23 protein-coding genes are annotated in these 24,236 nt (G+C 60.2%); all 23 read right to left on the reverse strand.

All coding sequences use genetic code 11. The annotated features are described in order from the left end of the window. Positions 1–715, reverse strand: a 715-nt coding sequence (locus Q0Z94_RS04880) for a hypothetical protein (RefSeq protein ID WP_298067903.1), incomplete at its 3' end; no start/stop codon positions are given. Between the two features lie 70 nt (positions 716–785). Then, positions 786–2,162: an MFS transporter gene (locus tag Q0Z94_RS04885; RefSeq protein ID WP_298067904.1), complete on the reverse strand. Its 1,377-nt coding sequence runs from the start codon at positions 2,160–2,162 to the stop codon at positions 786–788. 272 nt (positions 2,163–2,434) lie between these two features. Then, positions 2,435–4,930, reverse strand: coding sequence for an endopeptidase La (gene lon / locus Q0Z94_RS04890; RefSeq protein ID WP_298067905.1), 2,496 nt, complete (start codon positions 4,928–4,930; stop codon positions 2,435–2,437). Positions 4,931–4,964: 34 nt separating this feature from the next. Then, the gene (locus Q0Z94_RS04895) at positions 4,965–5,663 is read right to left on the reverse strand and encodes a JAB domain-containing protein (RefSeq protein WP_298067906.1); all 699 of its coding nucleotides are present in this window, start codon (positions 5,661–5,663) and stop codon (positions 4,965–4,967) included. Between the two features lie 8 nt (positions 5,664–5,671). Continuing rightward, the gene (locus Q0Z94_RS04900) at positions 5,672–6,634 is read right to left on the reverse strand and encodes a DNA polymerase III subunit delta (RefSeq protein ID WP_298067907.1); all 963 of its coding nucleotides are present in this window, start codon (positions 6,632–6,634) and stop codon (positions 5,672–5,674) included. Positions 6,635–6,654: 20 nt separating this feature from the next. Next, positions 6,655–7,188, reverse strand: coding sequence for a hypothetical protein (locus tag Q0Z94_RS04905; protein WP_298067908.1), 534 nt, complete (start codon positions 7,186–7,188; stop codon positions 6,655–6,657). Between the two features lie 2 nt (positions 7,189–7,190). Continuing rightward, on the reverse strand, positions 7,191–9,695 hold the full coding sequence (gene leuS, locus Q0Z94_RS04910) for a leucine--tRNA ligase (protein WP_298067909.1): 2,505 nt from the start codon (positions 9,693–9,695) through the stop codon (positions 7,191–7,193). A 52-nt stretch (positions 9,696–9,747) separates the two neighbouring features. Further along, positions 9,748–10,200 carry a transcription antitermination factor NusB gene (gene nusB, locus Q0Z94_RS04915; RefSeq protein ID WP_298067910.1) on the reverse strand — a complete coding sequence of 151 codons (453 nt, stop codon included), beginning with the start codon at positions 10,198–10,200 and terminating at the stop codon, positions 9,748–9,750. Further along, positions 10,200–10,670 (reverse strand): 6,7-dimethyl-8-ribityllumazine synthase, encoded by a 471-nt coding sequence (ribE, locus tag Q0Z94_RS04920; protein WP_298067911.1) that lies wholly within the window; start codon positions 10,668–10,670, stop codon positions 10,200–10,202. Before ribE ends, nusB begins: the two co-directional genes overlap by 1 nt. A 344-nt stretch (positions 10,671–11,014) precedes the next feature. Beyond that, positions 11,015–11,677, reverse strand: coding sequence for a riboflavin synthase (locus tag Q0Z94_RS04925; protein ID WP_298067912.1), 663 nt, complete (start codon positions 11,675–11,677; stop codon positions 11,015–11,017). A 1-nt stretch (position 11,678) separates the two neighbouring features. Next, entirely contained in the window at positions 11,679–12,806 is a 1,128-nt protein-coding gene (gene ribD / locus Q0Z94_RS04930; protein ID WP_298067913.1) for a bifunctional diaminohydroxyphosphoribosylaminopyrimidine deaminase/5-amino-6-(5-phosphoribosylamino)uracil reductase RibD, read from the reverse strand. Next, entirely contained in the window at positions 12,803–13,306 is a 504-nt protein-coding gene (locus Q0Z94_RS04935) for a cytidine/deoxycytidylate deaminase family protein (RefSeq protein ID WP_298067914.1), read from the reverse strand. The genes ribD and Q0Z94_RS04935 overlap by 4 nt, the downstream gene beginning before the upstream one ends. A 51-nt stretch (positions 13,307–13,357) precedes the next feature. Further along, positions 13,358–14,602, reverse strand: a complete 1,245-nt coding sequence (gene glyA, locus Q0Z94_RS04940; RefSeq protein WP_298067915.1) for a serine hydroxymethyltransferase — start codon at positions 14,600–14,602, stop codon at positions 13,358–13,360. A 64-nt stretch (positions 14,603–14,666) separates the two neighbouring features. Further along, entirely contained in the window at positions 14,667–15,914 is a 1,248-nt protein-coding gene (gene fabF, locus Q0Z94_RS04945; protein WP_298067916.1) for a beta-ketoacyl-ACP synthase II, read from the reverse strand. Between the two features lie 396 nt (positions 15,915–16,310). Next, positions 16,311–16,547, reverse strand: coding sequence for an acyl carrier protein (gene acpP, locus Q0Z94_RS04950; RefSeq protein WP_298067917.1), 237 nt, complete (start codon positions 16,545–16,547; stop codon positions 16,311–16,313). 111 nt (positions 16,548–16,658) lie between these two features. Further along, positions 16,659–17,402 carry a 3-oxoacyl-[acyl-carrier-protein] reductase gene (fabG, locus tag Q0Z94_RS04955; RefSeq protein WP_298067918.1) on the reverse strand — a complete coding sequence of 248 codons (744 nt, stop codon included), beginning with the start codon at positions 17,400–17,402 and terminating at the stop codon, positions 16,659–16,661. Between the two features lie 188 nt (positions 17,403–17,590). Further along, positions 17,591–18,595 carry a beta-ketoacyl-ACP synthase III gene (locus Q0Z94_RS04960; RefSeq protein WP_298067919.1) on the reverse strand — a complete coding sequence of 335 codons (1,005 nt, stop codon included), beginning with the start codon at positions 18,593–18,595 and terminating at the stop codon, positions 17,591–17,593. A gap of 252 nt (positions 18,596–18,847) precedes the next feature. Further along, entirely contained in the window at positions 18,848–19,897 is a 1,050-nt protein-coding gene (gene plsX / locus Q0Z94_RS04965; RefSeq protein ID WP_298067920.1) for a phosphate acyltransferase PlsX, read from the reverse strand. Next, entirely contained in the window at positions 19,887–20,069 is a 183-nt protein-coding gene (rpmF, locus tag Q0Z94_RS04970; RefSeq protein ID WP_298067921.1) for a 50S ribosomal protein L32, read from the reverse strand. The genes plsX and rpmF overlap by 11 nt, the downstream gene beginning before the upstream one ends. A 32-nt stretch (positions 20,070–20,101) precedes the next feature. Further along, the gene (locus Q0Z94_RS04975; RefSeq protein WP_298067922.1) at positions 20,102–20,656 is read right to left on the reverse strand and encodes a DUF177 domain-containing protein; all 555 of its coding nucleotides are present in this window, start codon (positions 20,654–20,656) and stop codon (positions 20,102–20,104) included. Positions 20,657–20,731: 75 nt separating this feature from the next. Further along, positions 20,732–21,526, reverse strand: a complete 795-nt coding sequence (locus tag Q0Z94_RS04980; protein WP_298067923.1) for an SPOR domain-containing protein — start codon at positions 21,524–21,526, stop codon at positions 20,732–20,734. Positions 21,527–21,528: 2 nt separating this feature from the next. Next, a complete protein-coding gene (gene argS / locus Q0Z94_RS04985) occupies positions 21,529–23,196 on the reverse strand; it encodes an arginine--tRNA ligase (protein ID WP_298067924.1) in 1,668 nt (555 codons plus the stop codon). Positions 23,197–23,198: 2 nt separating this feature from the next. Beyond that, positions 23,199–24,158 carry an ACP S-malonyltransferase gene (locus tag Q0Z94_RS04990; RefSeq protein WP_298067925.1) on the reverse strand — a complete coding sequence of 320 codons (960 nt, stop codon included), beginning with the start codon at positions 24,156–24,158 and terminating at the stop codon, positions 23,199–23,201. Positions 24,159–24,236 lie beyond the last annotated feature (78 nt).

Genomic DNA, 24,236 nt, shown 5'->3' on the forward strand with positions numbered 1-24,236 from the left:
CCAGGCATTCCACTCTTTCCCATCCCAGTACAGGGAGCTGAAAGGCGTACATGTCCGCCACACTGAGCGGCAGCAGAGCGGCCTTTCCAGAAAAGGCCGGAGGTGCCGGATTGCCGAGCTGTGCTCCGTGCGGCTCTTCCTTTTTCAGCGAACAGGCAAGAGCCGCCACCCGAAAATCCAGCTCCCGGCCTGGAGTGAGCACCGGAACATGGAGAAAAAACGCGGCGAGAAAGCAGGCCAGACGGCAGCGTCCATCCTTCGAGGTCAGCGCCACAGACCCGGAAAGTCCGTTGGCCCACGGATAGCTTTCTTCCAGCACCGCCCGCATGGGCGCACCTTCCAGAAAGGGATAACCACCCGTAAAATCCGCACTGGAACGGTCGCCCTTGATGAGAATGTAGGAGTGGACGCCAACGCCACCCACTGGCGGGCGGGCAATGAGCAGGGAAAGAGAGCCATCGGGGCGCGGCACAGCCGGCCCGCAGGCGCGGCTTTCGGCGATGAGTCTCTGCGCATAGTCTCTGTACGTCTTGCCTCCGCCAGGAAAAAAGGCGTCCCAGACATCGCCAAGCCCCTCAAAATGACGGCCCGCAAAGGCTGTCGTCTGTTCGGGCGCGTCCGCTGCGGAATCACTGGAAGTGTTGTGCCGCGCCGGAACCCGGCGGTCTGTACTGCTGCTGTGCGGCCTTTTGCCGCCGAACCATGTGCCTGCCATGCGTGTTCTCCTCCGCCTCTGGAACGTAACGCCATGCTACACGCACACTTCGCTCACGGCAAGGCGTCTGTCAGCGTCTGCGCGCCGTGCGGAGCATGACCGCAAGCCCAAGCAGGTTCATGGCGATGAACAGAATAAGGGCGCAGCGTGAGGCGGCGAGAAAAAGCCCGGTGTTAGCGGGCGAGACCACGGCGCTTCCCATGAAGAATCCAATGGTGCAGGAAAGCGTCATGTTGCTCATCAGTCCGCCAAGGGTGCGCATACAGCCCAAAAGACCAGAGGCCACGGAAATCTGTGGTGCCGGCACATGCTCAAGCGTGGCCGCCATACTGGACGCGGCAAACACGCCCACTCCGCCGCCGAGCAGCGCTTCACAGACACAGACTGCCGCCAGGGAACTGTGTTCATCCAGCAGAAGGACGCCGGCAAGTCCGGCCGCCGAAACCGCCAACCCCAATGAAGCCACCCGCGCCGCACCGAAGAGATCCGTCCAGCCCCCGGCAGGCAGAGTGAAGAGGAGCTGGGCAAAACTCTGCACCATCATAACCATACCGGCTTGAAAGGCGTTCAGCCCCAGCACCTGCTGAAGGTACAAGGAAAAGAACAGGGAAAGTCCCATGATGGCGCCGTAGTTGACAAACGTGGCCAGCAGGCCGGAGAAGACGCCCCGCACCCCGCTGAGGAGCGCCAGTTCAAGGATGGAGTGCGGAGAACGCCAGTCACGGCGCAAAAACAATCCTGTCAGGACAAGTCCCGTGGGGAAGAACCAGATCACGCCAGGATGCAGAAAGGCGCAGGCCGCGCCAAGGGTAACGGCGGAAAGCCCCAGAAACAGGAGCAGTGCTCCGGGCACGTCGAAACGCTCCCCGGATGCGGACTTGTCCGGCGGCAGACCGCTTCGGAGCAGAACAAACACTACGCAGCCCAGAGCGGCCACAAGCGCAAATACCAGTCTCCAGTTCAGAAGCTCCGTCAGACCGCCGCAGACCAGCGGACCCAGCGTCAGGCCCAGGTACACCGCCGTCAGCACGATGGAAATGACCTTGCCGCGGTGTTCGGGCGGGGCGATGGTAAAGCTCAGTGCCGTCACGCAGCAGGAAATACCTCCGGCGGAAATGCCCTGGGCAAGCCGCAGACCGATGACCGCGGGCATGGCGAAAGCGCTCGCCAGCAGCAGACTGAGTGCAACGAACAACCCCATGGAGAACAGCAGAAAACGCTTCGTTCCGTGAATGACGCACATTTTCCCGGCAGCGAGGTGGGAAACCGTCTGGCCGAGGTTGTAGCAGACCATGACGAGAGACAGCTCCACGGCGGACGCGCCGAAGCTGGAGCCGATGGCGGGAAGCATGGCAGCAACGCCGCTCATGAGCAACGGAGCCAGCAGGTTCCCTGTCCAGAGCGCGGCGATGATGCCTTTTAAACGCAGCGAAGCGAAATGTTCCATACTGTGTTCGAGCCGCAATCAGCCCGCTCTTCCGACTGATTCCGCAGCCGGCAGGGAGAATCATACGGCTTGTCCCTCACCAAAGGGAGCGATTTCAAATTTCAAAGGAACTTTTGATAAAAATTTTTCACAAAGCGGTGCGCCATCCTGAAAGATGTCCTGCTGCACCGCCCGCGCCTCCACAGTATATCGCTCCGCCCATGATGGCAAATCGAAAACGAAAGCCCGCTGCCGAATCCGGCAGCGGGACTGAAGCCCTGCAAAACATTTCGTCACTGTTCGGGCGTGAACACGAGAGGCAGCAGTTCGTCGATGGTCTCAACGCTGTGGATCTCGATGCGCTCCCTGAGGCCGTGGGGTATCTCCTCCAAATCCTTGAGGTTCTGGGAAGGGATGACCACACGTTTCAGCCCCAGGGCCACGGCTCCCAGTATCTTTTCTCTGATGCCGCCCACGGGCAGGACTCGACCGCGCAGGGTGATCTCGCCGGTCATGCAGGTATCTCCCCGCAGGGGACGGCCGCTTAGCGCCGAAACCAGAGCCGAAACCAGCGTCACGCCTGCGGAAGGTCCGTCCTTGGGCGTGGCCCCCGCGGGAACGTGGATGTGGATGTCCATGTTTTCATGGCATTCGGGGTCGATGCCCAGCTCTGCGGCATGGGAACGGGCGTAGGTCAGGGCAGCCTGCGCGCTCTCCTTCATCACGTCACCGAGCTGCCCTGTGAGCAGCAACCCGCCCTTACCCTTCATGGCGCTCACTTCCACATGCAGAACACGCCCGCCAGCCTGCGTCCAGGCAAGGCCGAGGGCCACGCCCGGAATGAGCTGTGTTTCGTTCTCTTCATCGCGGAAGGGCGGAACTCCCAGAAGCCTGGAAACCACTGCTGGTGTCACCGCAAAGGGAGGCTTCTCGCCTTCAGCCTTGCGGCGGGCCAGTTTGCGGCACACACTGCCAATCTCGCGCTCCAGATTGCGCAGCCCGGCCTCACGGGTATATGAACGGATGATGCGCGTGAGCGCACTGCCGCGGAAGGCAACGTCCCCGGCTTTCAGGCCATTGTTCGCGATCTGGCGCGGCAGCAGGTACTTTTTGGCAATGGCAAGTTTTTCCTGCTCGGTATAGCCGGAAATCGGGATGACCTCCAGCCGGTCGAGAAGTGCCGGCGGAATGGTGTCGAGCTGGTTGGCCGTACACAGGAACAGCACCTTGGAGAGGTCAAATTCCAAGTTCAGGTAATGGTCGCTGAAATGCGCGTTCTGTTCAGGATCCAGCGCCTCCAGCAAGGCGGAGGACGGGTCTCCGCGAAAGTCGCTTCCCAGCTTGTCCAGTTCGTCCAGAACAATGACAGGATTCCGTGTGCCCGCCTGACGCACGGCCTGAATGATGCGGCCCGGCATGGAGCCGATGTAGGTGCGCCGATGACCGCGGATCTCGGCTTCGTCGCGCATTCCTCCCAGAGAAATGCGCTGGAATCTGCGCCCCATGGCGCGGGCTATGGAGCGCCCCAGAGAAGTCTTGCCCACACCCGGAGGCCCGACAAAGCATAGCACGGAACCGTGGGAGGCAGGATTCAGCTTGCGCACGCTGAGAAATTCCAGAATGCGATCCTTGACCTTTTCCAGGCCGAAGTGGTCTTCGTTCAGAATCTCCGCGGCTCTGGCGATATCCAGGCGGTCGCGGGAAGTCTTCTTCCAGGGCAGCTCGGAGAGCAGTTCCAGATAGGTACGCACCACGGTCGCTTCGGCGGACTCATTGTGCATGGAAGAAAGACGGTGGAGCTGTTTGTCCGCCTCCTTCCGAGCTTCAGGCGGAAGAGCTGCCTTGTCCAGATTCTCCCTGAGCTGCCGGAGTTCTTCTTCCTCGTCAACACGGTCGCCCAGCTCCTCATGGATGGCCTTGAGCTGTTCCCGCAGAAAATATTCCTTCTGCGTCTTTTCCATACCCTCGCGGGCCATGCCCTGGATGCGTGCCTGGAGAGCTGTCACCTCGGCTTCGCGGAGCAGGAAACTGTTCACGCGCCTCAAGCGTTCCACGGTATCCAGGCATTCCAGCAAGGCCTGAGCGTCGGTCATGCCAAGCCGCATGTTGGTGGCGATGATGTCTGCCAGACGGCCCGGCTCGTTCACGGAGGCGAGAACCCCCATGATTTCTCCCGTGGGCACGCCGCGCAGGTGCAGAATCTTTTCGCTCTGCTCTCTGGCCGTGCGCATCAAGGCTTCGCACTCCACGTCGGAAATTTCCGGCGTCACGTCTTCGAGAACACGGATGCGGGCCAGCATCACCTGATCGTGGACTTCATACTCTTCCACATGTGCACGGGCCAGAGCCTGAGCGAGTATCTTCAGCTGTCCGCCGGATACACGTATGGTGCGCAGGGGCATGACCACCGTACCCACAGAGTACAGGTCGGAAGGACCGGGTTCGTCGGCGTCGGCATTGCGCTGGGCGCAGAGAAGCAGAAAACGGTTCCCGTTCAGGGCGTATTCCACCGTTTCAATGAATTTTTCCCGGCCCTCGAACAGCGGGACTATCATGGAATTGAACACCACGGAGTCGCGCATGGGCAGCACGGGGAGAATCTCGGGGATATGCGGGCCTTCGCCCTCGTTCCGGCTTTCCGCCGCGCCTTGTTCGGCGCTGCTCTGCTCGTCTTCTGCGCCCGCGTCCTGCCCGGATTCAAGGCTGTCGTCAAGGGCAGGCCCGCGGGATGACTCTTCGCGCTGCGGCTCGTCCGCCGGTTCAGAACTATGTTTCTGTATATCGCTCATGATACCCTCGTGCGGACGCTCTGTGTCCGCCGGCTTACCGCGATGGGATGCTTCGATCGAGTTTCAGGCTGAAGCACTGATCCGAGGAAATGATCAGATGATCCTGAAGGTACATCCCCAGACTCTTGAGCGCCGTATCGATGCGTTCCGTCAGATCCCTGTCCGAGATCGAAGGCTTTGCCAGGCCTCCCGGATGATTGTGCATAAGGACGATGCTGCTCGCCTTCTCTCCGAACATCAGCTCCGCCACTTCCCGTGGTTCAAGTCCCACATGATCGGCAGAGCCATCGCGAATCCGGATAAAGTTAAGCAGTCTGTTCTGTTTGTCCAGAAGAGCAGCCCATACTTCTTCGTGAGAACAGAAGCGCAAGCGCTGCTTCCCCATCTCGATGAGTTCTTCCAGCGTCACAGGCTGCTTCCTTGGCACCGCGTCCGTCGAAAGGCGAGCCATGATTTCCCGAAGGAGCGCAAGCACGGCGTCTGTCGGCTCGCCGCAGCCTTCCACATTGCGCAGAGCTGCGGGACTGGCCGCCAGAATGCCCCGAATGCTGCCAAAACGCTGGATGAGGCGCTTGGCCAGCATCTTGTTGTCACGGCGCAGGTAGACATAGCCGAGGAGCAGTTCTACAAGCTCATCGTCAAAAAGTTTCGTGGGATCGTCCAGCAGGCGTTCCCGCAGGCGCTTTCGGTGGCCGTTGCGCAGTTCGTTCTGGGAAGGTTCTCTGTCAGGCATAGAACTCTCTAGCGCCGGCGGAACAGGAGTGAAAGTTCCGCAGTCAGGATTTCCACGGCCTGGACGGGCTGCACGGAGCCGGTCTTCACCGAACATTCCGCACGCTCCAGAGCCGCGAACAGGCGCACCAATCCGGAAAAGCCCAGCGCGGCAGCGATACGGCGCTTTTCCGCTTCCACGTACTGCGGGCAGTAGACGCGCTCTTTGGCCAGCATCTGCCAGAGCATACGCCCTTCACGCGCCAGCAGTGCAAGCAGGGGAAAAAGCAATGATTCTCCCCCGTCCCCTTCGCGCAGAAGCGTCTTCCAGACCTCGGCGGACTGCCCGCGTTCGATCTGCCGGATCACGTCAAAAATCACGGCCTCCGGCGTAAACTCTGTGGTCTGCCGTACCAGCGCGGCGTCTGCCGTTCCGTTTTCGGCTGCCAGAAAAAGCTGTTCCAGAGCGCCGTGCACGGCGGAGGCGTCGGGAATGAGTATTTCCGCAAGCATATTCAAGGCATCGGGCGTCAGGGAGAACCCCATGTCCCTGGCCTGCCGCTGGAGATAGGAACGCAGAGAACGGGCATCCAGCCCGGCGGAGCGCCAGACCCAGCCCTTCTTGTCGGCGAAGGCCAGACATTTCAGATGGGCGATGGACGCGGGGAGTTTGGGACGGCCCTTTTCCCAGGGGCCTTCCAGACAGAAGACCGGCAGCACACCGGGACGGGGTGTCGCCAGCGCGGAGGAAAGCTGCTTCCAGGTCTCGGCAGGAAGCTGCTGCGCCCCCCGCACCACCAGCACCTTCAGTCGACTGTCCAGCCCCTGAAGTGTAAGCCTGTCCCAGAAGCGGCGATCCAGTTCCTCATCCCCCCAGAACACGGCCACGTCAGGACTCAGAGAAGCCAGCGGCTCCAAGATATCCCGTTTCAGTGCCTCGCGCAGAAGCGCGGCGTCTGGACAGATGCTGAAAAAGAACCCGGGACGCTCCATGACGCCTTCTCCCAGAAGGTTCAGAACTTCTGCTGCATACGGTCAAGGGCGCGGCTCATGGTCTCCTTCAGACCATCCCGGATGGCGTTTGCCTCGTCCACAGTCTCGAACTTGTCATTGTAGCGGACAACTCCGGAACGCCAGATCACCGCGCCGGTACGCCCGCTGCGGACGACAAGTTCCAGTCGGACGGTCGTGTCGGTAAGCAGCGTATTGTCCACACGGTTGCTCACGGAGGAGCGAACAAGGAAGCCAGGCATGGTGATGTCCAGCGTGTAGTCCGCAGGGCCGTCATCCACCCACCGAGCAAGGCGGCGCAGATTCACTTCATCGCGCGCCAGTCCCCTCAGATAATACTGAACCCAGGGATACATGGTGACCTGCTCCACATGTTCGATCTTCAGCGTGCTGTTCCCGTCGCCGAGGACGCTCTGCGCACGGCCCGAGACCGAGGAAAAGCCGTCCATCTCATAGCCGCAGCCGCACAGGTGCAAGCTCATGACGAGACAGACACCCGCGAGCAGCTTCCACCACCTGTCCCTGAAGTTCTTCATTGTCAGTTCGCCACGATATTGACCAGTTTGCCGGGAACGACGATCACCTTGCGTACCGTCTTGCCCTCGAGATGCCGCACGATAGCAGCATCGGCAAGCGCGGCTCCCCGCACTTCGTCCTCGCCGCTTCCCGCCGGAACCTCCACGCGGCCACGGAGCTTACCGTTCACCTGCACCACCACAGTGATGGCATCGCGGGCCAGAGCCTCTTCCTTCCACTCGGGCCAGGTCTCGGCGTCAAGCATGTCCTCATGCCCCAGAGCCTGCCAGATCTCCTCGCAGAGGTGCGGGGTGAAGGGGAAGAGCAAGGTCAGCACCGTGGCCATGGCGGAAGACAGGCAGGCACACCCGGCTTGTGTGGTGGCCAGTTCTTCACGGTACTGGTTCACGGCGTTCACGAGTTCCATGATCGCGGCGATGGCCGTGTTGAACTGGCTGCGGCTGCCGATGTCGTCCCCGACCTTCTTCACTGTGGCGTGTTCGATACGGCGCAGACTACGGATGGCTTCATCCCTGGCGGGGGAGAGGTCGGAACACGCCTTCACGGGCGCAAGCAGCGCTTCCATGTCAGCGAACATACGCCACACGCGGCTGACAAAGCGGGAAGCGCCCTCAATACCGCTGTCCGTCCAGTCGAAGTCGCGTTCCGGCGGCGCGGCAAAGAGGCAGAACAGGCGCACCGTGTCCGCACCGTACTTCTGCACCATGGCATCGGGATCCACGATATTTCCCTTGGACTTGGACATCTTGCTGCCTCCGAGCAGCACCATGCCCTGCGTGAGCAGCCGGCTGAAAGGTTCGTCCAGTTCCCTGGGGAAATAACCGCAGTCACGCAGCATTTTGGTGAAGAAGCGGGAGTACAGCAGATGCAGGATGGCGTGTTCCACTCCGCCGATATACTGATCCACGGGCAGCCAGTACTTCAGCGCCTTCTCGTCAAAGGGAGCATCGTCCTTGCGCGGCGAGGTATAGCGGGCAAAATACCAGGAAGATTCCACAAAGGTGTCCATGGTGTCCGTCTCGCGCCGGGCCGGACCACCGCAGCAAGGGCAAACCGTCTCCACGAAAGACGGGGTGGAAGGCAGGGGGGAACGCCCGTCATCGCAGGTCTGCACGTCCAGCGGGAGCAGCACGGGCAGATCTTCTTCCTTCACGGGCTGAACGCCGCAGCGCTCGCAGTAGACCACGGGGATGGGCGCACCCCAGTAGCGCTGGCGGGAAATATTCCAGTCGCGCAGGCGATAATTCACCGTTGGGCCGCCTCTGCCGGTCTCGCCCAGTTTCCTGATGATGGCTTCGCGCCCTTCATCGTTGGGCATACCCGTGAACTCGCCGGAATTGACCAGAACGCCGGGTTCGGTAAAGGCTTCCGTCATGGAAGCGGGGTCAAGCTCCTGTCCCGCGGGACTGACCACAACCTTGATCTCGATGCCGAAGCGCCGGGCAAAGTCGAAGTCGCGCTGGTCGTGGGCGGGTACGGCCATGACCGCGCCCGTGCCGTAGTCGGCCAGAACGAAATTCCCCAGCCAGATGGGGATGCGGTCGCCGGTGAAGGGATTGATGCAGTAGGCCCCAGTGAACACGCCGTCTTTCTCCAGAGTCTCGGACTGCCGATCCAGACGATCCATGTTGCGGGTGCGCTCGATGAAGGCGCGGATTTCAGGTTCGTTCCCTCGGCCGGCGATGAGGGATTCCACCAATGGATGTTCGGGCGCAAGCGTCATGAAGGTGACGCCGAACAGCGTGTCCGCACGGGTGGAGAAGACCTTGATGTCCTCCTCTCGGCCTTCGATGCGGAAGGCAATCTCCGCGCCGGTAGAACGCCCGATCCAGTTGTGCTGCATGGTGAGCACACGTGAGGGCCAGCCGCCTTCCAACTTCTTGAGGTCGGCCAGAAGCTCGTCCGCGTAGGCGGTGATGCGGAAGAACCACTGCGTGAGATCCTTCTGTTCCACAGGGCTGTCGCAGCGCCAGCACCTGCCATCCACCACCTGTTCGTTGGCCAGCACGGTGTGGCAGCTCGGGCACCAGTTCTGCGGGGCCTCCTTGCGGTAGACAAGGCCCTTCTTCAGGCATTTCAGGAAAAATTCCTGTTCCCAGCGATAGTATTCAGGGCGGCAGGTGGCGACTTCCCGCCTCCAGTCATACGCGTAGCCCATGCGCTTGAGCTGAGCGCGCATATTGTCAATATTGGAATACGTCCATTTCGCCGGATGTGTTCCGTTCTTGATGGCCGCATTTTCGGCAGGCAGGCCGAAGGCGTCCCAGCCTATGGGATGCAGGACGTTATAGCCCTGAAGGCGACGGAAGCGGGCCAGTACATCGCCAAGACAGTAGTTGCGCACATGGCCCATATGTATCCTGCCTGAAGGATACGGGAACATTTCCATCAAAAAATACTTGGGCCTGGACGTATCAATGTCACAGTCGAAAGCGCCCTTTTCGGACCAGATCTTCTGCCATTTTTCTTCCAAAGACTGAGGATCATAACGAGACGAAAGTGCCATTCTTTTTTCCTTGAAGGCCGCGGGACGCTCCGCCTGCCTGTCTGATTGCGCGTCAGCGGACGCCGAGTTCACCCTTATCCAAAGCCCTGTACACCGCGTCCAGGATGCCGTTGACAAAGGCGCTGGAGCCGGGATCGCCATACTGCTTGTCCAGCTCCAAAGCCTCGTTCATGGACACCCGGGGAGGCACATCGGCGCGGTAGAGCAGCTCGTACACGCCGAGGCGAAGCAGATTCAGCTCCACTCTGCCAACTCTGTCGAGACGCCAGTTGCAGGCATATTTCTCGATAATGCCGTCCAGTTCCCCGCGATGTTCCCAGACGCCCTGAACCAACTCCCAGGCAAAGCCGGACGCCTCGTTCTCCGTGGAATCGCCCTGACGCGGAACGGTCAGAAAAATCTGCTGCAGATGCTCCATCGTGGAACAGCTCAGAAATTCCTGACTGTACAGGGTGTGGAAGGCCAGCATACGCTGTGAGTGGCGGGAAGGCTCTCTATTCGCCATCAGAGCTGCTCCATGACGCGGATAGTCTCCAGAACCGCCGCGGCAGTCTCCGCGCCCTTGTTGCCCGCGTGGGCTCCGGCGCGTTCAATGGCCTGTTCAAGATTGTCGGTGGTCAGAAGTCCAAAGCCGATGGGCAGGCCGGACTGAAGCGCGACCTGTGCTATGCCCTTAGAGGCTTCGGCGCACACATAGTCAAAATGAGGCGTGGCGCCGCGGATCACGGCTCCCAAAGCGATGATGCCATGATATTGAGCGCGCTCGGCGAGCTTCTTACAGAGCAGCGGCAGCTCATACGCGCCGGGCACACGGATCACGGAAATATCATCGAGAGACGCACCATGCCGGACAAGACAGTCCACGGCGCCGTCGATAAGATGCTGCACCACAAAATCGTTGAAACGCGATGCCACGATGGCGATCTTCACGCCTCTGGCATTGAGCTGTCCTTCTATGGTTCTTACTGTATACATGATTTCCTCGCTAAACCCCAACACGCGCCACGGCGTGCTCCTTTCTCTGCCTACTGCCGAAAGCCGGACAATGCCGCCTCCTCCGCAGTTTCATCATCGCGCAGATCGCGCCGGATGCCAAGAGGTTTCAATCCTCAGCCGGCCACTCTTCCGACTGACTCCGCAGCCGGCAGATGGATTCATGCAGATGGTCACTTCCTGAAGGAAGAGAGCACAGAAAAGAATTTCATCGGCTTTGCCGTTTTGTCAATCACTCTTTTTCCTCTGAAGGGGAGATTTCAAGCCTCGGAACGTTTGATGAATAGGCTTTTCCCAGTCACTTCCTTTTCCCCTGTCCTTCGCTCTCAGAAGCTGAAGCCGGTGCGCCGCAGAAGATCCATGGTCACTCGGGATTCGGCCGAGTCTTCCTTTCTGTACGGCGCTGTGAGACTGTCCACATACTTGCCGATGATGTCGGTTTCCAGATTCACTGCAGAACCTGCGCCCCAGCGGGCCGCCGTAGTCACGCGCCAGGTTTCGGGGATGACGTTCACTTCGATAAAACCGGCTCCGCAGGCATTCACCGTAAGGCTGATGCCGTCAAGCGCCACCGAACCCTTGGACACGATCTGGGAATTCCACACCGGATCGAAGCTCAGGCGCACACGGTGCGACTGTCCCACCCTGGTGATACGCTCCACACGAGCCACCGTATCCACATGTCCGCTCACGATGTGCCCGCCGACACGCTGACCGGGGATCATGGCCCGCTCCATGTTCACCAGTGATCCGGGAGACAGATCTTTCAGATTGCTGCAGGAAAGCGTTTCCTCCGAAGCAAAGGCCGTAAATTCGGGACCAGCGGAAAGCCACGTCTCCACCGTGAGGCAGACGCCGTTGCAGGCCACGGATTCCCCGATCTTGGGCGCATTCCACTCAAAAAGCGGACGAAAGCGGAAACGCACATCCCCGCCCTGCTTCTCCACGGCCACGACCTGACCCTGTCCTTCGATAAGTCCTGTGAACATATCAGCTCCTGATCGGTCTCAGATACAGATGAACATCCCCATCCACCGCAGAAATCCTGACCACCCGCATCCGCAGCGCCTCTTCCATGCTGTTCACACTCCGGCCACTGAACAAAGGCCGTGCCGAGCTGTCTCCGAGGATAAGCGGCGCAAGATGAAGATGAAATTCGTCAACCGTTCCGGCTTCGAGCAGGGAGAGCGCAAGCCTGCCCCCGCCCTCGCAAAGCACATAGGGGCAGCCCTCTGTCTCCCGCAGATGGATGAGCATCTGCATGACATCGAGTCCGCGAGGCCCGGCGTCCACGCCGAAAACCCGACAGCCACGCTCCCGCAGCGCGCTGGCGGCAGGCGTGTCCGCCTGCACAAAGGACGTGAAGAACACGCAGTCTCCAGAGCGCTCTTCCACCATGCGGCCCGGATTTTCCGGGGACGGAAGCCTGGAGGACAGCACCGCTGCCAGCGGCTGACGGCGAACCTTTGACGTGCGCGCCGTCAGCCGGGGATCATCCATGAAAAAGGTATTGCCCCCCACGAGCACCGCGCCTCCGGCCAGCCCCACATGTTCCCGCAGGCGCATGACCTCGGCCCGCGAACCCTCGTGGGAGAGGAGCTGACCGCGTCCCTCCCGTGTGGCGATGCGTCCGTCCAGAGAGGCGGCCATCTTCAGAATGACGCAGGGACGCCTTTGCGTCTGCCAGACGATGAAATCGGCGGCGAGTTCGCGGCATTCGGCTTCGAGGATACCCATCTCCACGCGGACGCCGTGGGCACGCAGAACGTCCGCGCCCCCGGCGGCCCTTGGGTTGACATCCGGCATTCCGATGACCACATGGCGTATGCCGGCTTTCAAAATGGCTTCGGTACAGGGCGGTGTCTTGCCCTGATGACTGCACGGCTCCAGCGTGACGTAAAGCGTACACCGGGAAGGCTCAACGCCCCTCTCTGCGGCATCGCGCAGACAGTTCACCTCAGCATGAGCCTGTCCGTACACGGCATGCCAGCCCTCTGCGACAATGCGCCCATCCTGCACGAGAACGGCGCCCACCGTGGGATTCGGGGCCGTATGCCACCTTCCCCGTTCCGCGAGCGCCAGGGCTTCGCGCATGAAGCGTTCGTGCAGATCGTTCACCGCGTCTCTCCAACTTCTCCGTCATCTTCCGCGGGACAATGCGTTTCGTGCCGAAGATGGATTACCTCAACACCCGCTTCCCTGAGCATGGACGCAGAAAACTCATCGGGATAGTTCTCGGAAACCCAGATGCGCCGGATACCGCAGTTGATGAGCATTTTTGAGCAGATGAAGCAGGGGAAGGTCGTGCAGTACAGCTCTGCTCCTCTGAGGGAAATGCCGTGCATGGCGGCCTGAATGATGACGTTCTGCTCAGCATGGATACCGCGGCAGATCTCATGCCGCTGCCCGGAAGGTATGCCCAGCTCCTGACGCAGGCATCCGGACTCCAGGCAATGAGCTACGCCGGAAGGTGCGCCGTTGTAGCCGGTAGCCAGAATGCGCTTGTCCTTCACGGCAACGGCCCCCACCTTCCTGCGGAGGCAGGTGCTGCGTTCGGAAACGAGGAAGGCAATATCCATGAAATACTGAGGCCAGCTGGCTCTGGAATCCTGCGTCATGCTTCCTCCCGAAGGCTGAGGAAGGCGGATGTCCCGCCCTCCGCAGCGTTTTTACCAGGCAAAAAGCGGGAACTGCCGGGCAAAGGCCTCCACCTCGCGGCGAACGGCGGCGAGACGGCTTTCGCTGCCTGTGCCTGCGAGAGCCTCGACAATCCAGCCGCCCACCTTCTCCATGTCTTTTTCCTTCATGCCGCGGGTGGTAAGCGCCGCGGTACCGAGGCGCACGCCGGAGGTCACAAAGGGCGAGCGTGTCTCAAAGGGCACGGTGTTCTTATTCGCAGTGATGCCTGCTGCATCAAGTGCCTGTTCCGCGTCCTTTCCGGTGATGTCCCGGCGGGTGAGGTCGAGCAGCATCAGATGGTTGTCCGTCCCCCCGGAAACCAGTTCGTACCCTGCCGAGATGAGGCAATCCGCCAGCACCGCGGCGTTTTTGACGATCTGTGTCTGATACTCCTTGAACTCCGGGCGCAGCGCTTCGCCAAAGGCCACAGCCTTGGCCGCGATGACGTGCATGAGCGGGCCGCCCTGCATACCGGGGAAGACCTTGCTGTTGATGGATTTTCCGTACTGCTGTCCGTGCGAAGTGAGAATCATGCCTCCACGCGGACCGCGCAGGGTCTTGTGCGTGGTGGTCGTGACCATGTCGGCATGAGGCATCGGCGACGGGTGCAGTTCCGCGGCCACAAGCCCGGCAATATGCGCCATGTCCACCATGAGGCGCGCTCCGACTTCATCGGCAATGCGGCGGAAACGTTCGAAATCCAGAATGCGGGGATAGGCGCTGGCGCCAGCCACGATGAGCGCCGGACGGCACTCGCGGGCAAGAGCGGCAAGGGCATCGTAGTCTATACGGCCTGTTTCACGGTTCACACCATAGGGAACGAAGCGATAGGTCCGGCCAGAAAAATTCACGGGGCTGCCGTGGGTGAGGTGGCCGCCGTGGGAAAGATCCATACCCATGACCGTATCCCCGGGCTGAAGCAGTGCAAGGTAGGCGGCCATGTTCGCCTGACTTCCGGCGTGGGGCTGGACGTTGGCAAAGTCACAGCGGAAGAGCTTCATGGCCCTGTCGCGGGCCAGTTCTTCCACAACATCCACAAACTCGCAGCCGCCGTAATAGCGCTTGCCGGGGTAACCCTCGGCGTATTTGTGAGTCATGATGGAACCCTGCGCCTCACGCACAGCGGCGGACACGAAGTTCTCGGAGGCGATAAGTTCCAGTTTGCTCATCTGGCGGCGGGATTCCTTCCAGATGGCATCCGCGACCTCAGGGTCGCGCAGAATCAATTCATCCATGCGTATTCCTGTGTAATTCCTGGCATCTTTCTGCCACTGTGAAAAGACCGGTACTCCGGCGGCGTCACGCAGTGAACTTCTTCAGTACAAGGCTGGCATTGGTGCCGCCGAAGCCAAAGGAGTTAATCAGCGCGTATTCGGGATCGAGCTTCTTGGGGCCGCTGCCCATATAATTCAAGTCACATTCGGGATCGGGATTCTCCTGGTTAATGGTGCCGGGGACGATTCCCGTTTCCAGTGTCTTTGCGGCAAACACCGCGGCCACGCCGCCGGACGCTCCCAGAAGATGACCGATCTGGGACTTCACCGCCGTGATCGCAAGCCCCCTGGCGTGCGCACCGAAGACCTCGTGCAAGGCTTTGGTCTCGGCAGCATCGTTGGCGTGGGTTGAAGTGCCGTGAGCGCTCACATGGTCAATCTGGTCGGGAGAAATGCCGGCGTCGGCCAGCGCACTGCGCATACAGGCAGCCATGCCCTCTCCCGTCTCCAGAGGCGCAACCATATGATAGGCGTCATCGGAAGCGCCGAAGCCGAGGACTTCGGCATAGATGGCGGCTCCGCGGGCCTTGGCGGATTCCAGCGTTTCCAGCATGACCATGCCCGCGCCCTCGCCCATGATAAAGCCGCTGCGTCGGGCATCGAAAGGCCGGGAAGCCTTTTCAGGGTCGTCCTGATACTCGACGCACAGCGCCTTCATGGAGGTAAAGCCGGAAATGCCCATCGGCGTGACCGTAGATTCCGCACCGCCGGTGATGACGGCATCGGCGCGGCCCAGCAGGATCTGATCGAAAGCGCAGCCAATGGCATGCAGAGCCGAAGCGCAGGCACTGGTGGAAACCACGTTGATACCCCTGGCGCCGGTGAAGATGGCCACCTGTCCGGGCGCCATGTTGGAAATGAGCATGGGGATATAAAACGGCGAAACGCGAGTCGGCCCGGCACTGAGCAGTCTGGAATGGAAGGTTTCGATAGTATTCAGGCCGCCAAGCCCCACACCGAGGACAACGCCCGTACGTCCGGCGTTTTTTTCATCAATGACGAGGCCGGAATGCTTATGGACGGCGATACCGGCACAGACGGCAAGCTGACAAAAGCGATCCATCTTGCGGCACTGCTTGGCCGGAATGACGGTTTCAGGCTCGAAACCCTTGACCTCGCCCGCGATGTGTGTGGGAAATTCGGTGGAATCGAACTGGGAGATACGGCCTATGCCGGAAGTGCCGGCAATCAGAGCCTGCCAGCTGCTGTCCACATCAAGGCCCAGAGGAGTAATGGCCGAAAGGCCGGTAATGACTATGCGCTTACGTTCCACGCTTCGCTCCATGAATATCTTGGAACCTTCGCCCGTATGCACGACCCGTACCCGAACCCTTCGGGCCTGCCCATGCCTCGCCGTGATCCAACATATTCATGTTTTTTTCGGCGGAACAGACGATGCTCCTGACTCTGCGGCAGATAGACATTCCCCGTCCGGCATACCACAATGCCGTTCGGCGTACGCTTCGGAATCCCTGCGCACTCGATGCCTCCGTCTGGCCACAGTCCCTTCGGTTTTTGCCGCCATTCCGGAAACACTCTGAAGCCTTCCTGCACTTGGGACGCCGAAACCTCCCTCACCTCTCCGCAGACGGCTCCGCAGACATGGAATCCGGAAAACAGAATACGCCGGAAGGCCGAAGCCCTCCGGCACAAGAGGCGCAGAACGTACTTACTTCTGCTTGCTCTCTATATAGTTGATGGCATCCTGAACCTTCAGGATCTTCTGGGCGTCTTCATCGGCGATCTCAACGCCGAACGCCTCTTCAAAGGCCATGATGAGTTCCGTGAGATCCAGAGAGTCGGCGCCCAGATCTTCAATGAAGGAAGCCTCGGGAGTCACTTCTTCTTCAGAAAGCTGGAGCTGTTCGACAATGATCTGTTTGATCTTATCTTCAGTAGCAGACATGTTTCCCTCCACAGGGTACTGGTTCAGGTTATACCGAAGTTCATCCGAAGTGTACCGGACGAACTTTTGTGCCATAATTCAAATCCTCCCGCAACCGGAAAGAGTGCTGCGCTAGCAGTAAAGCCCTCCGTTCACGGCGATCACCTGTCCGGTGATGTACGCCGCCTTGTCCGATACAAGGAAGGCCACAGCGTCAGCCACATCCTGAGCGGAACCGAGCCGCCCGAGAGGAATGGCCGAAAGATAGGCCCTGCGGCTCTCTTCGGGGAGTGCTGCCGTCATCTCCGTTTCAATGAAGCCAGGGGCCACCGCATTAACGGTGACCGAGCGACTACCTAGTTCCTTGGCTGCGGCCTTGGTCATGCCGATCATCCCGGCTTTGGCGGCTGCGTAGTTGATCTGCCCGGCATTACCCATCTGACCGACGACGGAGGAAATATTGACGATACGCCCGAAACGCTGCCGTGCCATGATCCTTGCCGTCTCCCGAAGAAAGAGAAAGGCCCCGCGAAGGTTGGTGCCGAGCACCTGATCGTAGTCCTCGTCCTTCATGCGCAGCACAAGCCCGTCACGGGTAATTCCGGCATTGTTCACAAGCGCGTCCAGCCGAACCTTGCCCTTGATTTCGCCGGAAAAAAATGCGGCGACCGCTGCGGCATCCGAAGAGTCCACGCGGAAGGCTCTTGCACGGCCTCCGGAGGCGGCGATGGCGGCAAGGGTGTCCTCCGCCGCTTCCGGACGGCTGACATAGGTAAAATACACCTGAAGACCAGCCGCGGCCAGCGTCAGCGCAATGGTACGCCCGATGCCGCGGGATCCGCCCGTAATGACGGCAGTGGGGGTCAGTTCACTCATATCAAAGCTCCCGGCTGAATCAATGCTAAGCGTTTTCCCCAAAAATGACAATGTTTCCATGAGCCGCCTGATTCCTCAGCCGATGGCGAGGGGATACGAAAAAGACCTTCCCCGGCTTCCCCGTTTTGCGGCAGCACTTCCCTGAAGAAGACGCCTTCACCACATAGAAGCATAGCGGACGAAGGAAATCAGGTCAGGAGTACGGAGCCCCAGGTCATGCCGCCGCCGAAACTGGTGAGCAGCACCTTCATGCCCGGTCGGAGCACGCCCTCCTTCCGTGCGTCGCACATGGCGAGAGGCAGTGTGGCTGCCGATGTATTGCCGTAGTTCGCGAGGTTGACGAAGACCTTCGCGGGTTCCAATCCCAAGCGTTCGCCCACGGCCTGAATGATGCGCAGGTTTGCTTGATGCGGGATGAAGAGTTCCACATCGTCCACGCCGAGTCCATTCCGCTCCAGGATATGCTGGCTTTCCTCGGTCATGCTTCGCACCGCATGGCGGAACACCGCCTGCCCCTGCATGGAAATAAAGAAGTCAGGGCCGAGGACATCTCCTTCCGCCACGGATCTGGCCGTCCCTCCGCCGATTTTGATGAGTTCGCACAGGGAGCCGTCGGAAGCACAGGTCACGTCCCTCACTTCCCACAGACCGCCTTCCGGACAGGAACGCAGCGCCACGGCCCCGGCGGCGTCCCCAAAAAGAACGCAGGTGGAACGATCCGCAAAATTCATGCGCCGGCTCAAAGCCTCGGCAGCGATGAGAAGAACGACAGCCTCCGGGCTGCCCTGAAGCACGGATCGGGCCAGTTCGAGTCCGTACACAAAACCCGTGCAGGCGGCGTTGAAATCCAGACACATCACCGCAGCGCCCCGTCCCGAAGACGAAGGCAGCCCCAGCTTGCCGGCGATGACGCAGGCCGTACTGGGGCTGAGATACTCGGGTGTACATGTAGCGACAAAAACATGAGTCACCGCGTCGGGAGAAAGCCTGGCGTCTTCCAGTGCCGCACGCGCGGCCGCGGCTCCTGCATCGGAGACCTGTTCGCCTTCGGCAAGGAAATGGCGTTCACGGATGCCTGTTCTCGAGACTATCCATTCGTCCGAGGTTTGCACCAGTTTTTCCATATCCCCGTTCGTAACGGAGTGCGAAGGGACATAGGAGCCAAGGCCGCAAATATAACAGGGAATCTTCATGCTTCAATCCACGGCCGGCATACTCTTCCGGCTGACTCCGCAACCGAGGGAGAGTGGGCGTACGGCTGGCTCCTCCCTGAGAGGAGTGCTTACGGAAAAGGATACTTGAGGCTTCGCCGTGTTGTTCATCGCGCTTTTCCCCTGAAAGGGTGAGTTTTCAAACCTCAAGGCAACTTTTGATGAAACAGCCCGGCTGCGTTCAAGGACAAAGCGAAACGAGGCAGCGGCACGGTTCGCAGAAAAAGCGGCCTTCTAGACCAGTCTTGCGTAGCTGGACAGCTCTTCGTTGGCGCTGATCGCCTCGACCAGCCGCTGCTGCGTACCCTTGACCACATAGGTATTGGCCATGACCACGGCGCTGGAAATAGCCTTCGCACTGGATTTGCCGTGACAGACTATGGCGATACCCTTCAGCCCCAGCAGCGGAGCACCGCCATATTCGGCGTAGTCCACGACCTTCTTGAATTTCTGGAAGGCCTTCATGGAAAGCATGGCCCCCAGCTTCGGTAACGTGCCGTTGGTCATCAGCTCCCGCTTGAGCACATGCGCCAGCGAGTTTGCCAGTCCCTCGCTGAGCTTGAGGGCGATATTGCCCACGAAACCATCACAGACGGCCACGTCAATGTCACCCGTGAACAGGTCGCGACCTTCCACGTTGCCGATAAAATTGAGATGGGATGCCTGCTTGAGCAGTTCGTAGCTGCTCTTGACCAGAGAATTGCCCTTCCCTTCCTCTTCGCCGATGCTGAGGATGCCCACTCGGGGAGCTTCATAGCCCATGATGTCGCGGACGAAGGTAGAGCCCATCAGCGCAAACTGAAACAGATGATGGGGGCGGCATTCCACGTTCGCCCCCACATCAAGAAGCAGCATGGGGGACTTTTCCGTGGGCATGAGTGAAGCCAGCGCAGGCCGTTCCACCCCGGGGATGCGCCCCAGGATGAACATCCCGCAGGCAAAGGCCGCACCTGAGTGACCGGCACTGATGAACGCGTCGGCCTTCCCCTCGCGGACGAGTCTGCAGGCCACCTGCATGGAAGAGTCCTTCTTCGAGCGCAAAATTTCAGAGGGCTTGTCCGTCATCTCCACCACTTGCGTGGCGTTGACGACTTCGTAAAGCTCTCCTTCCTCTTGCTGAACGGACAGTTCTTCCAAGGTGGAGCGGATGGCCTCTTCCCTTCCGGCAAGAAGCACCTTCGCTCCCGTAAGGCGTGCGGCCTGAAGTGCGCCGGGGATCACAACGGAGGGGCCGAAGTCCCCTCCCATGGCGTCCACGGCCAGTGTTGCGCGGCTACTGCTCATCCGTCACAGGCTCTACCTGACGACCATCGTACTTGCCGCAGGAGGGGCAGACACTATGAGGCCTGGTGGGGGCGCCGCAGGAGCAGTAAATGACCGTGGGCTTGGCCACACGGTCATGAGAGCGGCGCATACCTTTTCTGGAATGAGATTTCTTGTTCTGCTGAACAGCCATAATGTTCTCCTTATCACGAAGCGAAGAAGCGTCTATCGCTTCACTTTCAGTTGGCGCAGGACGGCCAGCCGTGGATCGCCCTCATCGGCGGAACATCCGCAGGGGCCTTCATTCAAATTTTTGCCGCACACAGGGCACAGTCCCCTGCAATCCGGCCGGCAGAGAGGCTTCACCGGCAACGCCAGCGAAAATTCCTCCCACAGCAACGCTTCAAGATTGAGGAAGGACGCCCCCCCCTCCATCTCGATGACGCTTCTTTCCAGAATGTCCGCACGGATGCCGTCTTCCCCGGCGTCAAGATTGCCGGCTGCGGGATAGCGTTCGAACTCATCGAAGCGCAGATCCAGCGTCACAAGGGTCTCTTCCATGCAACGGTCGCACGGCATGGCTACAACGCCCTTCAGCGTACCGCGCACGAGACATCCGTCTTCCTGCGGGAGGACAAGAACCTCGGCTCGGACAGGCTCGGCAATGCGGCACGACACCTGGTATTCCTTCAGGGGAGCCGTCCATATTCTCTCGTCGGAGACGGAAAACATACGCCCCTGAGTCCCCATGTCGTTCAGGGCGATGCGGCTCAGTTCCATACATACCTCTGGAAACACGTCAACGTACAGACCTGTTTCCGTTTTGTCAAGAGTGGAAATTCCCGCTCCCTGCCGTCAGTTTTTAACCGGTTTTCTGCTGAGAATCATGAAGTCGCGCAGGCCCTCGGCGTTCAATATGCTCTTCGTCTTCTGAAAATCCGTGTCCGTACCGCGCAGGAGCACCTGGACGTAATGCCATGTCCCCCTTTTCGTCTTCGTCTGCGCATACCTGGCACGAAGTCCGGCCTTTGCCAGCCGGCTGCGCAAACTTTGGGCCTGTTCGGCATTCTTGAACGCCGCCACACGGATCACATAGTCAGTCAGCGGCTTCTGCGGCTCGACGACCTCGGCTTTGGCTTTCTCAGACACAGTCTCGGGCTTGAGGTTTTTCGGCTCCTCCCCGGAGACCGGTGCATTTTCCGCCTTGCTGCGCTCGGAGAGTACGCCAGCGTCCTGCTCACTTTTCAAGCTGGTCATGAAACGCAGCTCTTCCTTGGGCAAGATGGCCTCCGAAGCCTTCCCCTCTTCTGTTCCCTCTTCTCCGGCAGCTTCCGCAGGCAGGAGATGTTTGAGTTCCTGCGGCTGAGGGAGAGGCATGGTTCCTCGGCCCACGATGATACCGCACAGGAAGCTGAAGGTCAGGAGAATCAGGGAGAGCACACTTGCCGTAACGAGGGCGGAAGGCGTGATGCGGGCCGTCCAGGCCATGCCGCCGCTCCGCTTTTCTTCCCGAATGGGTTCGGGAAGCGGCACGGAACGGGCGTCAGCCTCGCCCGCCTCGTCCCGGTTCAAAAGAGACGGCGCACGGCGCTCGCGCTCGGCCGCTTTCTTCCCGCTGGAAGAGGTATTACGGTAAAAGGCACCAGGCATGGCTACATACTTTCAGGGGCGCTGACGCCCAGGAGCTCAAGGCCATTGGCGATGACCACGCTCACCGTACGCAGGAGGGCAAGTCGCGCCTTCATGAGGCCTTCATCCTCGCCGCTGAGGATGGGATTGTTGGCATAGTAGCTGTGCAGACGTCCGGCCAGTTCCATGAGGTAGAAGCTGACAGGGTGTGCGGCACGGGCACGGGAGGCATCCTGCACCACGTTGCGGAAGCGTTCCGCCTCGCGCAGCAGAGACAGATCATCGGGCGCGGTGAGACAGGCGAGCTCCCCGGCACTGCACCGTTCCGGCAGCACGATGCCGCGGTCGGCGGCACGGCGCAGCAGTGCTGACACCCGTGCGTGGGCGTACTGAACATAGTAAACAGGGTTGTCCATATTGCGCTGCTTGACCAGCTCCAGGTCGAAGTCCAGCGGACTGTCGCTCTTGCGGGAGAGGAACATGTAGCGGGCGGCATCGGTCCCCACCTCGTCCAGCACTTCCCGCAGGGTGACGAATTCCCCGGCGCGGGTGGACATAGCCACGGGTTCGCCTCCGCGCATCAGGTTGACCATCTGGATGAGCACCACATGAAAGTCCTTCTCAGGATCGTGCTTCATGCAGGTGATGGCAGCCTTCATGCGGGGGATGTAGCCGTGGTGGTCGGCTCCCCAGATGTCGATGCATTCATCGAAGCCGCGTTCAAACTTATTGGCATGGTAGGCGATGTCCGACGCAAAATAGGTAAGATAACCGTCCGTCTTGCGCAGCACGCGGTCCTTGTCATCGCCAAACTGTCCGGTGGCCAGCCAGACGGCATCGTCCTTGTCATAGACCAGACCCATGCCACGCAGAACGTTGAAGGCAGCCTCCACCTTGCCGCCGTCAACAAGGCTTTTCTCGGAGAACCAGGTCTGATGCTCCACTCGGAATTCTTTCAGATCTTCCTTGATACCTGCCAGAATGGTTGAACAGGCGTACTCGTAGCAGAGATTTTTAGCCTCGTCTTCCGGACGCTGGATGAGCGAAGGATCCCTGTCCAGCATTTCGCGGGCAATGTCGCGGATATAGTCGCCGTGATACCAGCCCTTGGGGTCTTCAGGATAGGTCACCGGCAGGTGACAAAGCTCGCGCATACGCAGGTAGACGGAATCGCCCAGAAGCCGCATCTGGCGGCCTGCATCGTTGATGTAATATTCCGTGGAAACCTCATAGCCCGCGAAACGGAGCAGACGGGTCAGGGAATCGCCGACGGCCGCCCCCCGGCCGTGGCCGATGTGCAGCGGGCCGGTAGGATTGGCCGAGACGTATTCCACAACGATACGGCGGCCCGCGCCATCATGAGAGGAGCCGAAGGCCCTGCCTTCCCGTTCCGCATCCAGTATGACTTCCTGCCAGAAAGAAGGCGCAAAGGTGAGATTGATGAATCCGGGACCGGCGATCGCTGCGGAGAGCAGACCGGGGAGTTTTGCTTCCAGAGCGCGGCACAGTTCTTCCGCCGCGAGACGGGGAGCTTTTCCGGCCTGCCTGGAAATCACAAGCGCCAGATTGGTCGCAAGATCTCCGTGCCTTTCGTCCTTTGGAATTTCGAGAACGGCCTTTTCCGGCCATTCCCAGCCCCGTTCCGAGACAATCTCCCGAAGCGCCCTTTCAACAAGAATGATATCACGCATGACTATCCTTCAAACGCCTGCACGGCGTCTATATTGGGAATATGGACGGTGGCATAGCTCCCATCCTCCACGTTGGAAGCCACAAGGATGGGGCGCACCATGCGGGTGAGGACACCCTGCGGCCCGAACTCCACCCAGCGGCGCACTCCGTTCTTCCACTGGCGGGTGATGGTGTCCACCCAGCAGACAGAAGATGTCATCTGACGCCGTACCGCCGCATGGATAGCCGCGGCTTCCGTGAGCGGTTCGCCGCTGACGTTGAAATAGATGGGGAAGGCGGCAGCGCGCCAGTCCTGAGTATCGAGGAGCTTGGCGAACTCCGCCGAGGCTTCGGCCATCATGGAGGTATGGAACGCCCCGCTTACCGCGAGGGGGAAGATCTTGACGCGGGGATTGTCGCTCTTGAGCCGTTCCGCAGTCTCTTCCACGGCGTCACGATGCCCGCTGAGCACGAACTGGAGCGGCGTATTCTTATTGGCGATGCGCACCAGCTTGCCCGTGCGCTCGGAGACCTCCCGGGCGGCGGTTTCCACCGTCTCCTGGGAGAGGCGGATCACGGCGCACATCACCCCGATATGTTCGGGGTCTACCTCGGCCATGAGACGCCCGCGTACAGAGACCAGTTCCAGGATATGGCCGATGTCCAGCACGCCGGCTGCGGCCAGCGCACTGAATTCTCCAAGGCTGTGCCCTGCCGCGCACACGGGCTTGAGGCGATCCTTCACGCTCAGCCAGAGCGCAAGATTGACCACGGTGATGGCAGGCTGGAGGTTCTGAGTCTCCGCCATAAGGGTGACGTCGTTGCTTTCCCAGTATATTTCGCGAAGAGACAGTCCGCTTGCGCGTTCCGCCATCTTCCACAGCTCCATGAACTCCGGGGAGGATTCGGCGAGCCTGCGGCCCATGCCGGGTGCCTGAGACCCCTGTCCGGGAAACAAAATGGCAGTGTTGACGCTGCTCATTGGAACTCCTTGCGTAGAGGATGTTTCAATCCTCAAAGGAACTTGTGATGGAAGCTCGGAAAAGCCGCCCTGATGACG

This window comes from uncultured Mailhella sp., from assembly GCF_947631555.1.
Taxonomy (GTDB): domain Bacteria; phylum Desulfobacterota; class Desulfovibrionia; order Desulfovibrionales; family Desulfovibrionaceae; genus Mailhella.